General features: G+C 46.2%; 12 protein-coding genes. 2 read left to right on the top strand and 10 right to left on the bottom strand.

Going from position 1 to position 13,546, the window contains the following annotated elements:
- Positions 1-6: 6 nt before the first annotated feature.
- From ACFQ1T_RS11300 to ACFQ1T_RS11275, 6 genes are all read right to left on the bottom strand, one after another.
- Positions 7-1,236 carry an ABC transporter ATP-binding protein gene (locus ACFQ1T_RS11300; protein ID WP_379076680.1) on the bottom strand — a complete coding sequence of 410 codons (1,230 nt, stop codon included), beginning with the start codon at positions 1,234-1,236 and terminating at the stop codon, positions 7-9.
- A 1-nt stretch (position 1,237) separates the two neighbouring features.
- Complete coding sequence (locus tag ACFQ1T_RS11295) at positions 1,238-2,077, bottom strand: ABC transporter permease (protein ID WP_379076677.1); 840 nt, start codon at positions 2,075-2,077, stop codon at positions 1,238-1,240.
- 6 nt (positions 2,078-2,083) lie between these two features.
- Entirely contained in the window at positions 2,084-3,091 is a 1,008-nt protein-coding gene (gene galE, locus ACFQ1T_RS11290) for a UDP-glucose 4-epimerase GalE (protein WP_379076674.1), read from the bottom strand.
- A 24-nt stretch (positions 3,092-3,115) separates the two neighbouring features.
- Positions 3,116-4,093, bottom strand: a complete 978-nt coding sequence (locus ACFQ1T_RS11285; RefSeq protein ID WP_379076671.1) for a GDP-L-fucose synthase family protein — start codon at positions 4,091-4,093, stop codon at positions 3,116-3,118.
- Between the two features lie 3 nt (positions 4,094-4,096).
- Entirely contained in the window at positions 4,097-5,182 is a 1,086-nt protein-coding gene (gene gmd, locus ACFQ1T_RS11280) for a GDP-mannose 4,6-dehydratase (protein WP_379076668.1), read from the bottom strand.
- Between the two features lie 78 nt (positions 5,183-5,260).
- A complete protein-coding gene (locus tag ACFQ1T_RS11275; protein WP_379076665.1) occupies positions 5,261-7,288 on the bottom strand; it encodes a UvrD-helicase domain-containing protein in 2,028 nt (675 codons plus the stop codon).
- Positions 7,289-7,513: 225 nt separating this feature from the next.
- Here ACFQ1T_RS11275 and ACFQ1T_RS11270 point away from each other — a divergent pair, with 225 nt between their 5' ends.
- Positions 7,514-8,701, top strand: a complete 1,188-nt coding sequence (locus ACFQ1T_RS11270; protein WP_313989282.1) for a GGDEF domain-containing protein — start codon at positions 7,514-7,516, stop codon at positions 8,699-8,701.
- 31 nt (positions 8,702-8,732) lie between these two features.
- Here the strand turns inward: ACFQ1T_RS11270 and ylqF are convergent, their stop codons facing one another.
- The gene (ylqF, locus tag ACFQ1T_RS11265) at positions 8,733-9,668 is read right to left on the bottom strand and encodes a ribosome biogenesis GTPase YlqF (protein WP_379076662.1); all 936 of its coding nucleotides are present in this window, start codon (positions 9,666-9,668) and stop codon (positions 8,733-8,735) included.
- Between the two features lie 162 nt (positions 9,669-9,830).
- Positions 9,831-10,829, bottom strand: coding sequence for a DUF481 domain-containing protein (locus ACFQ1T_RS11260; RefSeq protein ID WP_275354967.1), 999 nt, complete (start codon positions 10,827-10,829; stop codon positions 9,831-9,833).
- 360 nt (positions 10,830-11,189) lie between these two features.
- On the opposite strand from ACFQ1T_RS11260, the gene ACFQ1T_RS11255 reads away from it, so the two are divergent.
- Positions 11,190-12,020 (top strand): class I SAM-dependent methyltransferase, encoded by an 831-nt coding sequence (locus tag ACFQ1T_RS11255; RefSeq protein WP_275354968.1) that lies wholly within the window; start codon positions 11,190-11,192, stop codon positions 12,018-12,020.
- Between the two features lie 118 nt (positions 12,021-12,138).
- Here the strand turns inward: ACFQ1T_RS11255 and ACFQ1T_RS11250 are convergent, their stop codons facing one another.
- Both ACFQ1T_RS11250 and ACFQ1T_RS11245 read right to left on the bottom strand, forming a co-directional pair.
- Positions 12,139-12,840: an OmpW/AlkL family protein gene (locus ACFQ1T_RS11250; RefSeq protein WP_379076659.1), complete on the bottom strand. Its 702-nt coding sequence runs from the start codon at positions 12,838-12,840 to the stop codon at positions 12,139-12,141.
- A gap of 180 nt (positions 12,841-13,020) precedes the next feature.
- Positions 13,021-13,332 (bottom strand): hypothetical protein, encoded by a 312-nt coding sequence (locus ACFQ1T_RS11245; RefSeq protein ID WP_379076656.1) that lies wholly within the window; start codon positions 13,330-13,332, stop codon positions 13,021-13,023.
- Positions 13,333-13,546: the final 214 nt, after the last annotated feature.

Here is a 13,546-nt window from a genome sequence, read left to right as displayed (position 1 = left end):
TTAAACTCACTTACTATATATTTGACAGTTTAAATCCAAAGGTCCCCATCCATGAAGTCGTTCAATATGCATATGCTTCTTAGGATAAGTAACAAAAAATTCACCGCAATGTAAAATGCTATCAAGGGTCTCTCCTTGAAATATCACTGAGGCGCTAATAAAGTATTTTCCAGGAACCAATGGCAAGCTTTGTACTTGCCAATTTAGATTGATTTCGCCACTACTTAAATTCAATTCATAATTTATCCATGATGATAAAAATGTATACAACCGAACCCCATCTTCTGAGTCAATTCCAAATGCCACTTGCAAATCTTTTCGATGCCTAAACTTATCATCAACAGAAGCTCTAAGAGCGACTAATAATGAGTTGCCTGCGGTCAATGTATCACCTGACTCAACTGCTAAGTACTCAATACTAACGCCACCAGTACCTCCACGCCCTGCGTTGTTATATACAGAGGCTTTATACTTTAATGAGTGATTTAAGTATTTTGCTCTAGCATCTTCAGCAGAACCAACGAAATCAACCTTACCATTGTTTAAAACTATCCCTTTATCGCAAAGAGTTGTGACGGCATCCAAATTATGGCTCACGAACAAAACTGTACGACCACTCTTCCCAATCTCCTCCATCTTACCCAGGCACTTTTTTTGAAACTGAGCATCCCCAACGGCTAGTACTTCATCTACTACCAAAATCTCAGGTTCTAAATGTGCTGCAACTGCGAAAGCCAGTCGCATGTACATACCACTGGAGTAACGTTTGACCGGAGTATCAAGAAACTTCTCTACTTCAGAAAAGGCGACAATTTCATCAAATTTTTTTTTAATTTCGATGCGACTCATGCCCAAAATCGCACCATTTAGATAAATGTTTTCGCGTCCTGTAAGTTCAGGGTGAAAACCTGTGCCAACCTCTAGCAAACTTGCAACTTTGCCTTTGATTTGAATCTTGCCAGTAGATGGCTCGGTAATTCTTGAAAGTATTTTTAGGAGCGTAGATTTACCTGCACCATTTCTACCAATAATTCCAACTTTTTCGCCTTGTTTTATCTCGAAGTTAATTTCTTTGAGAGCCCAAAACTCTTCAGTATTTCTGGGGGGAGTATTTATTGGTTTTATAGAGCTAAATTTCTTAGTAAGTACATCTCTAAGAGATTTATACCGCTCTTTCGATTTGTGACTAAGGTTATATTTCTTACCTAAGTTTTCAACGGATATCACAGTAGTCATTTTATATAACGTCAGCAAAGCTACGCTCAGTGTTTCTAAAAAAACGTATTCCCGTAATTAAAATTAAAAGAATTAACGATAAAGAGAGGTATAGTCCTGGTAAGTAAATCTTACTTGTAGCGTGGTGGCCCAAAATTGCCCATCTAAAGCCATCAATAATACCAACCATTGGATTAATTGAGTAAAGCAGCTTCCATTTTTCTGGAATTATTGATGAGCTAAAGCCGATAGGTGAAATGTACAGTCCGAACTGTAATATAAAAGGGATAATAAATCTGAAGTCTCTGTATTCAACATTTAATGCTGCAATCCAAAGCCCAGCACCTAATGCAGCTAAAATTGACATTAGTATGAATAATGGCAAAAGTAATATGTGCAAGCTGGGTTGGTAACCATACCAAAACATTAGTATAACAAGAATAAAAAATGAAATCAGAAAGTCAACTAAAGTAACAATAATTGCACTGACTGGAATAATCATCCTTGGAAAGTATATTTTTGAAATCATATTGGCGTTTGATATTAAACTATTACCAGCCTCTGCAAATGCCGTTGAGAAAAACTGCCAAGGTAGTAACCCAGCAAAAACTAAAATAGGATAAGGAACGTTATCCGAAGGTAAATTGGCTAATTTCCCAAATACCAAGGTAAATACAATCATTGTCAAAACAGGTCTAATTAAAGCCCATGTTATTCCAATCATTGTTTGTTTATACCTGACAAGTACATCTTTCCAAGCCAGAAAAAAAAATAATTCACGGTATTTCCATAGATCGAGCCAATAAGCCTTTTCCAACTTACCTGCTTCAATAGTCGTAATATTTGAGTCAACGTTATTCATTTATCTTTAATAACCATTCGGATTGTTCTTTTGCCAATTCCAGTGATCTTTACACATTTCAAATAAATTCCTCTCAGCTTTCCAGCCAATTATTTTGTTGGCAAATGATGGATTTGCGTAGCAAGAAGCAACATCACCGTTTCTTCTATCTTTGAACTGATAAGGAATTTCTGTTCCAGCTGCTTCTTGGAATGTTTTAATTATGTCCATAACGCTATAACCTTTTCCAGTGCCAAGATTCACTGCGATAGAGGTGAGATCATCAAGCTTATTTAAAGCTTTGATATGACCTTTTGCCAGGTCTGTAACATGAATAAAGTCCCTAACTCCAGTGCCATCATGAGTTTCATAATCATTTCCCCAAACGTTCACGTGTGTTCTTAATCCTGCTGCCACTTGAGAAACATATGGCATTAGATTATTTGGAATGCCAAGAGGATCCTCACCTATTAAACCGCTCTCGTGCGCACCTGCTGGATTAAAGTATCTCAAAATCGCTATTTTTAGTTTAGGAAAAGCATTAGCGTAATCTCTTAGCATTTCCTCAATGAATAATTTTGTTCTGCCGTAAGGGTTTGTTGCTGAGAGAGGATGTTTCTCATCTATTGGTAAATAAATTGGTTTCCCATAAACAGTTGCGGATGAACTAAATACTAATTTGGTTACGCCAGTATTATTGATGGCATTGAGTAAACAAACTGTACCGGTTAAATTGTTTGAATAATATAAATCTGGATTGGAAACAGACTCACCAACTGCTTTTAGCCCTGCAAAGTGAATTATTGCCTCACAGTTATAATCTCTTATGCTAGCTTCAAGTTGGTTTTGATCTCTTATGTCACCTTTAATGTACTCAATTTCTGAGTTGCAGATTTGAGAGAGTCTATTGATAACTTCAATTTTACTGTTTGAAAAATTATCATAAATGATTGGTCTAAACCCACATTGAAAGAGTTCAATAAAGGTATGAGAGCCAATATATCCGGCACCACCGGTTAGCAGAATATTTTTCATGAATAACTTTGGGAGAGTAAATCGCTAATATTTATTTTTGAATTCTGCATAAGCTCGAGAGAGCCCATCCTTTAAAGCAGTGTTGGGTTGCCAGCCTAATGAAAAGAGTAAAGATGAATCCATTAATTTTCGAGGTGTACCATCAGGTTTGGTCTTGTCATATATAATTTGACCTTGAAAATCAATAGTTGACTTAATAGTGTCTGCGAGATATTCAATTGTAACGTCGCTTCCGAAACCGACATTGATTAATGGCGGTTGGAATTTTTCGGAAGCAGGTTGATCACTATTTAATAAACTACGAAATTTACTTTCCTCTAATTGCATTAAAAAAACGCACGCATCAGCCATATCCTGATTGAATAAAAACTCCCGCCTTGGCGTCCCAGTTCCCCATACTGTCACGTCGGGTAAATTATTAATTTTAGCATCATGAAACTTTCTAATAAGTGCAGGTATTACATGACTATTTTCTGGATGATAGTTGTCACCTGGTCCATACAGATTGGTTGGCATTACCGCTAAAAATTGTGTTCCATACTGTCTGTTGTAACTCCAGCACATTTCTATCCCGGCAATTTTTGCGAGTGCGTAAGGCCGATTTGTTGGTTCAAGCGCGCCCGTCAGCAGATACTCTTCTTTGATAGGTTGTGGAGCGAGTTTTGGATAAATGCAGCTTGAGCCTAAAAAAAGTAACCGCTTTACTCCATGCACATAACATTGATGAATTACATTGGTCTGGATGGCTAAGTTATCATAGATAAATTCAGCGGGGTAGGTGTTGTTGGCATGGATGCCACCCACTTTGGCAGCAGCTAAGAACACGTATTCAGGTTTTTCTTTTGAAAAAAATTCAATGACAGCTTGCTGTGAAGTCAGATCAAGTTCTGCATGCGTACGCATCACAAGATTGCTGTAACCTTTTGCTAACAGCACTTTGACGATAGCAGAACCAACCAGGCCACGGTGACCTGCAATGTAAATTTTCGCGCTTTTTTCCATTTGTTACTCGTGATAATCCATGGCTTTATAGCCGTGGTGTTTTATTAACTCATCACGCTGGGCAGACTTGTAATCTTCACGCACCATTTCAGAGACCAACTCTTCAAAGCAGGTTTTTGGTGTCCATCCGAGCTTCTGTTTGGCTTTGGTCGGGTCGCCAAGCAGGGTGTCAACCTCCGTGGGTCTAAAGTAGCGAGGGTCAACCTGAATGATACACTTGTCGCCCCAGTAACCTTTTTCGTCTATGCCACTCCCTTTCCAAGTAATGACCATATCAAGTTCCTTGGCAGCGGCATTCACAAAGTCACGAACGCTATATTGTTTACCTGTAGCAATTACAAAATCTTCTGGTTGTTCTTGCTGCAACATTAGCCATTGCATCTCGACATAATCCTTGGCATGACCCCAGTCACGTAAGGAGTCCAAATTGCCAAGGTACAGGCAGTCTTGCAAACTCAACTTTATTCTGGCAAGAGCGCGTGTAATTTTTCGAGTTACAAATGTTTCACCACGAATTGGCGATTCATGATTAAACAGGATGCCATTGCACGCATAAATACCATACGCTTCACGATAGTTAACTGTAATCCAATAAGCATACATTTTAGCAACAGCATAAGGACTACGTGGATAAAATGGAGTGGTCTCTTTTTGCGGTGTTTCTTGCACCAAGCCATATAACTCAGAAGTCGATGCTTGATAAAAACGAGTTTTTTTCTCTAGTCCAAGAATCCGGATTGCTTCGAGAATGCGTAGTGTGCCAATGCCATCTGCATTCGCAGTGTACTCAGGCGTTTCGAAGCTAACACCGACATGGCTCATGGCCGCCAGGTTGTAGATTTCGTCTGGTTGGACTTGCTGAATAATTCTGATCAGATTTGTCGAATCAGTCAGGTCGCCATAGTGCAAGATAAAATTCTGATGTTCAATATGCGGATCTTGATAGAGGTGATCAATTCTATCGGTATTGAACAGAGAGGCGCGTCGCTTGATGCCGTGCACGATATAGCCTTTGTTCAATAAGAGCTCGGCCAGATATGCACCATCCTGTCCTGTGATGCCTGTAATTAAAGCGACTTTTTGTGACATGATTAAATTGCTAAGTTGAAAAGTGATGGAATTATAGCATGGGCACTATCTGTGTAGCCTTCAACAAGCGCTTTACATTTACGAGGGCTTACTTGCCAGCATCGCCTTGATATTCGCCATCTTACTTTTTCCATAATCTTTGCTAAGCACCTGATCCGGCCCGTTAAACGGATTGCCAAAGTGCTTCACATCATCTTTAGGCAATTCGCTAATAAAACGGCTAGGCTCGCAGGCTTGCATTTCACCCGCCCGTTTGCGTTTTTTGCACCAGGTGATGTTGAGTGACTTTTGGGCGCGGGTGATGCCTACATACATGAGTCGGCGTTCTTCTTCAATCTGGTCAGCGTCGATGGAGTTGGTGTGCGGCAGGATGCCTTCTTCACAGCCGATCAGAAACACATGGCCGTATTCCAGTCCTTTTGAGGCGTGCAGGGTAGAGAGTTTGACGGCATCTGGCTCGCCATCTTCGCGGCCTTCTAGCATGGTGATGAGCGAAACCAGTTGTGTCAGTTCGATGAGGTTTTTACCGTCCGATTCATGGCCGAACTCGGTCGAGGCTTCGCCTTTTTTGCTGAGCCAGGCGACGAATTCTTGTACATTGCTCCAGCGCGTCTCGGCAGATCTGGCTTCTTCACCGTCGTACAGATAGCTTTCATACTGGATGGCGGTGAGTAAGTCGCTGAGCACTTCGTTAGCAGGGTCTTTGACAGCACGGCCTTGCAGTGTTTGGATAAAACGGCAGAAGGTCAGCAGGTCATCCAGCTGTTTGGCGCCGACCTCATGCTGAAAGCCACCTTCAAAGGCGGCGGCAAACAATGACATTTTGTGCGCGCTGGCGTATTCGCCCAATCGCTCCAGCGTGGTGTTGCCTATGCCTTTTTTCGGCGTGGTGGCGGCACGGATAAACGCAGGATCATCATCTTCGTTCATGATCAGGCGCAGGTAGCTGATGATGTCTTTGATCTCAGCCTTGTCAAAAAAGGATTGGCCCCCCGAAATTGTGTAGGGGATTTTGTGGTTACGCAGAAATTGCTCAATAATCCGCGCCTGGTGGTTGCTGCGGTAGAGAATGGCGTAGTCTTTGTAAGTCGTGCGATGCTCGAATTTGTGGGCTTGCAGCTTCATCACCACGGTTTCTGCTTCGTGCTCTTCACTTTGCGTCGCCGTGACGTGGATCAGGTCGCCGGTGCCGAGTTCGCTCCACAGTTTTTTCTCAAACAGTTTGGGGTTGTTGGCAATGACGTGGTTGGCCGCGCGCAAAATCCGCACGGTAGAGCGGTAGTTTTGTTCGAGCTTGATCACCTTGAGTTTGGAAAAGTCTGTGGTCAACTGACGCAAGTTCTCCACGTTGGCACCACGCCAGCCATAAATCGCCTGGTCATCGTCGCCTACGGCGGTGAATTGTGCTCTCAGGCCGGTTAGCTGTTTAATCAGTTTGTACTGGCAAGCATTGGTATCCTGATATTCATCCACGAGCAGGTAGTGCAACTTGCGTTGCCATTTTTCCAGCATTTCACTGTGCTGATCAAACAGCTCCACCGGCACCTTGATCAGGTCATCAAAGTCTACCGCCTGATACGCGCGCAGGGTTTGCTGATAAAGCTGGTACACCCGGGCTGCGGCATGGGTGAGCTCTTCATCGGCTTGTGATTTGGCCTGATCCGGACTGATAAAGTCATTCTTCCAACTGGAGATTTGCCATTGTGTTTTGCGCAACAGTTGCTTGTCGGTGGTGGCTAAAATATCACTGAGGATTTTAAAGCTGTCCGAGGCGTCCAGAATGGAGAATTGCGGTTTATAGCCGAGCAGCGCCGCTTCCTGGCGCAAAATCTGCAAGCCTAGGGAGTGAAAAGTGGTGACGGTAAGTCCCTTGCCACTTTTGCCTTCCAGCAAGGGGGTCACGCGTTCCTGCATCTCACGCGCGGCCTTGTTGGTAAAGGTGATCGCCGCGATTTGATGGCCCTGGTAACCCGCCTGGTTGATCAGGTAGGCAATTTTTTGGGTAATGACGCGGGTTTTACCACTGCCAGCGCCTGCCAGTACCAGCAACGGGCCGTCAAGATAGTGAATCGCTTCACGCTGGGGAGGATTTAACAGATGCTGCATGAGCGGATTGATAAAACGTGTTTCAGTACAAAGTGGAGAATAATGGGAAAGCAGACAATTATTAGCCTAGATGGACTATTCAACCCTTTCATTTATATGGGTATAGTCCTGTAACCATAGTATGATGTTTCTTCAGGTTAACTAACTTTGTCCGTCCCTGTGTTTGATCTCAATAGCGCCATTCTATCATCAATTGGACTCACCCTAACGCTGGTTCTGGTCTTGATGATTTCTGGGGCCTATCAGCAGCGCCGCCTGATCATGGGTTGGGTGCGGGGCTTGCTCATTTTTGCCTGTGGACTGGCCGTGTATTTCTTTTCTCAAACTAGCCTCATCATCGGACCACAAAGTATCTATATTGCGGCGGCGGTGACTCTGGTGGCACAAGGCTTGAGTCAGCTCGTTAATGGGATACGTATGTTCAGGGGCTACCGCGTTTACCGCTATTGGACCTTGCTCGTGATTACCACCTTGCTGGCCTGCAATGCCGTGATGTTGAACATGCATATTTCCAATCGCTGGCTGCTACTGAGTAATTTAGCCGTTTTGCTCTGGATATTTGCCTACGGCAGCCGCAGTTTAGTGGGACATGGAAAAGATTTTGTCGCCAATATCTTTTGGCTGTGTTGTAGTCTGTTTGCCATGGTTGGCTTGATCCTGGCCATTGTCGCAGTCAAGGTTGGCCTGGCGGATCAGGCGAGTCTCGATGGCTTTGGCGACTGGAGTATCCATGCTTATCTGGTGTCCTTTTTCATGCTGATCATCACGGCGGTGGTGAGCTTGCTGTTGTTGATCATGCATGTCAAGGCACAGGCCGGTTTGCAGGCGATTGCGACGCTGGATGGCCTGACCGGGGTGCTGAATCGGCGTGGCCTGCAAGAAGCCGCCAGTCGCATGCAGGCGGTTTCGCAACGCATTCAGCTCCCCATGGGCATGCTGATTGTCGACCTGGATTACTTTAAAAAGGTGAATGATGTGTATGGTCACCTGGTGGGCGATGTGGTGCTTAAGTCTTGCGCCGAGACCATACGTGCCGCCTTGCGTGGCGGCGATGTCATCGGGCGCTATGGTGGCGAGGAGTTCTGCATCCTGATGCCCAACACCGGTGAGCAGGAAGCCATGGTGCTGGCAGAGCGCATCCGCCGGATTATTGAGGTGACGCCCGTGAGCATTGCCGGTGTGGAGAGTATGAGTCGTGAGACCCAGGCGATTAAATGTACGGTCAGTGTGGGGGCAGTGAGTTCGGAAACCATGGGCTATGTGATTGATGCCTTGTTTGCAGCGGCAGACCAGAATCTCTACCGTGCCAAACAAAACGGCCGCAACCGTATTGTGAGCAATATAGAGCAGTTGCTTGATAAGTCCCCAGTGAAAGGTAAACCTGCGAAACGGCATGCCAGCGTGATTGCCTAACTTCAGAGCGCTCCTGCCGTTGACGCAGACTTTACGCTTGGTCTGATTCAGAGGCGGGTATTTCTTCCTGAGCCGGACTACTTTGTTGCTCAGCCGCTTGTGCCAGCATTTCGGCTCGGCTTTGCGGGGACTCCAAGCTGACACGGCCAATGGCGCCACTTCGATAGTCTGTGAGCAAGGCCATGGCTGTGCGCTCCATATCCCACTCTCCATCATTGCGTTTGTAGCTTCTGCGTTTGGCAATGGCTTGCAACAAATCAATGCCATCTATTTCAGCCACATTCAGTTTCATCACGTCCAGCTTGTAGCGTGTATTCATGAGCGCTGGATATTGCTTCAACAACACATTGCCCAAAAACTCAGCCACATCCTCATCAATCACTGCATTGCGGCCAATCGCATGGCTGGCGGCCAGCATATACCCATCTGAGGCGTGTTCGATTTTGGGCCACATCATGCCCGGCGTATCCGTGATGTTGAGGCTGTCGCTCAGTTCGAAACGTTGCTGGCTTTTGGTCACGGCCGGTTCATCGCCGACCTTGGCTGCACGCCGGTTGAGCAGGGCATTCATCAAGGTGGATTTGCCGACGTTGGGAATCCCCATGATCATCATGCGCAAGGGTTTCAGCGGCGTGCCGCGATGCGGGGCCAGTTGGCGGCATAGACCTGGGATTTTTTTTGCATCACCGGGCTTTTTGCAGGAGAGGGCAACCGCTTTGGTATTGGGCTGGCTGTTAAAGTAATTCAACCAGGCTTGCGTCACATTCGGATCAGCCAGATCGGCTTTGTTGAGGATTTTGAGGTTAGGGCGCTGGCGGAAATTACGCATTTCCTCAATCATGGGGTTGTGGCTGGCGGCGGGTACGCGGGCGTCCAGTACTTCAATGACGACATCAATGTGTTCCAGTGTCTCTTCTGCTTTTTTGCGGGCAGAAGTCATGTGCCCCGGAAACCATTGTATCGCCATATTTTTGCTCCATGCTTAACTCAAAAAATACGGGTTCAATGTCTTTGCCGTACCCGGTTGTGTGAGGAAGCTCTATGCCGTTATCAGCTGCGCACCTCACCATCAAGCGCGTATTTTAACATTTAAGCGGCCAGCCACTAAATACGATTGTCTTTTTAGCGATTACTTCCAGCTGTAACCCAGCGTAAACAGCGCGCGCGTATCGCCTTTACGCCGTTCATCGACAGGGCGGCTGTCATAGTTATAGTCGACTTGTGTAGAGGCACTCAAGCCGAAAATAAACGGAAAACGCAAGCCGGTAGAGCTGTAAAGCAGGATTTGTGACGGCGAGTTCGGCGTGTAAGTGACTTCATGCCGGTGGAATGCTTGCACAAATGAATCAAACAGGTATTGGTTATAGTTGACCGCCCAACGCAAGGCCGCATGATTCTCGTTACTTTCCTCGTAATAATCCTGGGTAATGTATGACAGACCGCCTTCCAGTGAAAGATTGCGTTTTTCGCTTTCAAAAAACTGGTAACCCGTCCCCACACTGTAGGTGCTACGCAAGCGAATGTCGCGGAAGCGGTCTTTTTCCTGAATCGTGTTCAAGTAGCCATACCACTTTTTGGTGAAAAAGTGATCGTACTGACCACGGACTCGCCCATTATTCTGAGTCTGGCGATCTTTATCTGCAGCCCAATAGTAGTAGCCCTGTACGGTATAGCGCGTATCAAAGCCGCGCAAAATCGACTCGCCATTAAACTGCATGTTGCGGTTTTTACTGTTACCGTTGTTAAAAGCACCGCCCAGGCTCATGTTCCCGGTCCAGACATAGCCTTCGCCAATCAGATCCAGGGTCGGATTGATGTAATGAATTTCGCCGAGTTCAGTGTCCACCAGCCGTGTATTCGTTTCCTCATCCAGAATGACCTGACCCTCAGTACTGTGTATCAAACGTCCGGTAACGATACTGCCATCTGATAGCTGCATCAGGATAGATTTTTCCGCATCAATACTGTGGATGTCATCCCAGTTGATTTTAATCTCGTCTGCATAGCTGGTTTTAAAGGTGAGCTTGTTTGAGATTTTGACGCCTAGCGTCCCGGTGATTTTGTCCCCGTTTTTGAGCCATACCGTATCTGCTTGCGCCAGATGCGTCGTTAGCAGGAGCAGTAACAAGACCCATTGCAACCATCGCCACGGTTGTGATGGCGCGGTGTAGGATAGATATCGGCGTGCCTGAAGAATGGATTGTTGCGGCATAGGTACTACTCCCTGATTCGATTGAACAACAGCGCTGCGTGGCAGCGGATTGAATGCAGCGGTTGCGCTGCAAAGGCGGGTGTTTTTTATAAAACTGACCACCCTGTCTCTTACATGATTGCAAAACCAGCCTGAGAGTTCCCGCTAAAATCGGACTCAAAGACTGTAGCAGGCGCACTTAGGCATATGCCGTTCATCTCATGCGCTTAAACTCACGTGCCGTCAAACAATTGTGCTGTTAAACTGGCGTATTAGCATTTTAAAGTAGTCCGCAACATGGTCCAAACATTATTGCCCCCCGAGGTCAGGCCTGGCCAATCCTTGCCCTTATTGCAGGCCTTACATATCCTCACCCGCGACGGTAAGCTCAATCAGGATAGCCGCCGCAAACTTAAGCAGGTCTATCATCTGGTCAATTTTATCGAACCGCTGATGCAGGCGGTGATGGAAAAACAGCCTTCGCCCGTCTTGGTTGATCACGGCGCCGGTAAATCTTACCTGGGCTTTATTTTGTATGACTTGTTGCTGAAACAACATCAGGCAGGCCAAGTGATTGGCATTGAGAGCCGCGGTGAATTGATTGAAAAGTCGCGTCAACTGGCGCAAGCATGCGACTTTAGCCGCATGCAGTTTGAGCATTTGACAGTGGCAGAAGCCATGCAGTCCGCGCAACTGCCAGAACAGGTTGATATTGTGACGGCCTTGCATGCCTGCAACACCGCCACCGATGATGCGATTGCATTTGGCTTGCAAAAGCAGGCACAGTTTATGGTGTTGGTGCCTTGTTGTCAGGCGGAGGTGGCTGAAGTGCTACGGCAACATAAAGCTGAGGCCTTATCAAAAACCTTTTTAAGTGAGTTGTGGCGTCATCCTATCCATACGCGTGAGTTTGGCAGCCAGGTGACCAATGTGCTGCGCTGCCTTGCGCTGGAAGCGCATGGCTATCAGGTGACCGTGACCGAGCTGGTAGGCTGGGAGCATTCTATGAAAAATGAACTGATCATTGCCAAGTATACTGGCCAGCGTAAACGCAGCGCGCGTGAGCGCGGCTTGCAATTGCTGGAGCAGTTACATTTGTCTGGCCTTGCGCCAAGGTTTCACTTTTAGCATTTGTTTTTAGGCTACGCTCAGTCAGGCGCAGATAAAAAAACCTCTGACACTGGGAGAGTATCAGAGGTGAATGGAGCTAATGCTTTGCCCCAGGGAAGAGACGTTATGCGCCTAACTAGAAGCGTTTGCCGAAACCCAGGCTGATCACCCATGGATCGATATCCAGGTCATCAATTTTTGTCCAGGCGTTGCCATTGAGCGGGTTTTGCATTTTTACGGTGGTATTCATCCAGATGTATTTCACATCCGCGTTCAGCAACCAGCCATCCTTGAGGTTAACATCCAGACCAGCCTGCAAGGCAGGACCAAAGCTGTCACGGTCAATTTTGATTTTTTGACCTGCTAATGGGCCTTGACGCAGGTCGAGGCGGCGGTCCAGCATAAAGGTTGCGTTAATACCGGCGCCGACATAGGGGTCAAAGGTTTGGTCGGGGTTAAAGTGCCATTGTGCGGTTAAGGTTGGCGGTAAAGCATCAATGCTACCCAGTAATTGATTGGTGACGGTAGTGCCTGAGTCTTTGGTGATGCTGACATCGTGCTTGGAGCCCAGCGCCAGAATCAGTTCTGTCGCAATGTTTTTGGTCCAGTAGTAACTGATATCCAGCTCAGGAATAGTATTGCTGTCCGCTTTTAATTCTGCACCGCTAGACATCGCGCCTGCCGCAATATTTTTGTTTACATATTTGCCCAGATCGCTACTTTCGTTCGGGCTGATATTGGTGGCGCGCAGGCGGACGACCCAGTCGCCTTGTTCTGCCTGAGCATTGAGGGCTGGCAATAAAGCAGCCAACATTAAACTGATTGCGGTTTTTTTCATTGTGATCACTCCATTAGTGCATTGAACTTGAATGCATTGTAGGTCGGCAAGTCAGGCCGTATATTGATGCAGGTCAACTGGATTGGATTTGCCTAAAACGCCGTGCAAACAGCAAAGCGCACGCATGGAGTGATAAAAAACCAGTCCTTAGACTGGTTTTTGGGTGGCTGGATCGTTGGGTCAGTAGTCGTTGCGTTGCTTCCAGGCTTCATCCAGTGCTTTGGACTTTTGTTCAAAGATGGCTTTTTTGGCATCGAGGTCTTTTTCAATCTGGGCTTTTTCCGCCTGATATTGTTTAAGCGTTTCTTGTGCTTGCGTCAGCACGGCTTGCTGGCGTTGAATTTTTTGCTCGATATCGCTGAGTTTGCTCATGGCGTCGCCTACGGCATCGCGGGCACTGGCGGCTTCAGATTGTTCGACGCTGATATTGCGCGCAAAAACTGGTTCGCTGAAGGTCAAGATCAAAAGAGCGGAGAGGGTCAGTATACGCATGCGGGACTCCATTAAAAAAGCGGTATAACAACAAGCCATGAATTAAAAAGCAGATCATAGGCGTTTAAATCATGTGCATCAATCTTTTAGTAAGGCATGTAAGCGATTAGTTTCTTTAGTTCATCCGTTTAGCCATTCGATGACTCGCTCAATCATCGCCGTTGGCGAGCGCACTGCTGGTTTAACGCTTTACATATACACCTTATTCCGCAAC

The sequence above is a fragment of the Methylophilus glucosoxydans genome, from assembly GCF_042676145.1.
In the GTDB taxonomy this organism is placed as follows: Bacteria; Pseudomonadota; Gammaproteobacteria; order Burkholderiales; family Methylophilaceae; genus Methylophilus; species Methylophilus glucosoxydans.
This window is presented reverse-complemented; position numbering and strand designations above follow the sequence as displayed.

Bases quoted from the DNA above. Each gene is read 5' to 3' on its own strand.
- ACFQ1T_RS11300 (WP_379076680.1), bottom strand. From the start codon at position 1,236: ATGACTACTGTGATATCCGTTGAAAACTTAGGTAAGAAATATAACCTT.
- ACFQ1T_RS11295 (WP_379076677.1), bottom strand. From the start codon at position 2,077: ATGAATAACGTTGACTCAAATATTACGACTATTGAAGCAGGTAAGTTG.
- galE (WP_379076674.1), bottom strand. From the start codon at position 3,091: ATGAAAAATATTCTGCTAACCGGTGGTGCCGGATATATTGGCTCTCAT.
- ACFQ1T_RS11285 (WP_379076671.1), bottom strand. From the start codon at position 4,093: ATGGAAAAAAGCGCGAAAATTTACATTGCAGGTCACCGTGGCCTGGTT.
- gmd (WP_379076668.1), bottom strand. From the start codon at position 5,182: ATGTCACAAAAAGTCGCTTTAATTACAGGCATCACAGGACAGGATGGT.
- ACFQ1T_RS11275 (WP_379076665.1), bottom strand. From the start codon at position 7,288: ATGCAGCATCTGTTAAATCCTCCCCAGCGTGAAGCGATTCACTATCTT.
- ACFQ1T_RS11270 (WP_313989282.1), top strand. From the start codon at position 7,514: ATGATTTCTGGGGCCTATCAGCAGCGCCGCCTGATCATGGGTTGGGTG.
- ylqF (WP_379076662.1), bottom strand. From the start codon at position 9,668: ATGGCGATACAATGGTTTCCGGGGCACATGACTTCTGCCCGCAAAAAA.
- ACFQ1T_RS11255 (WP_275354968.1), top strand. From the start codon at position 11,190: ATGGTCCAAACATTATTGCCCCCCGAGGTCAGGCCTGGCCAATCCTTG.
- ACFQ1T_RS11250 (WP_379076659.1), bottom strand. From the start codon at position 12,840: ATGAAAAAAACCGCAATCAGTTTAATGTTGGCTGCTTTATTGCCAGCC.
- ACFQ1T_RS11245 (WP_379076656.1), bottom strand. From the start codon at position 13,332: ATGCGTATACTGACCCTCTCCGCTCTTTTGATCTTGACCTTCAGCGAA.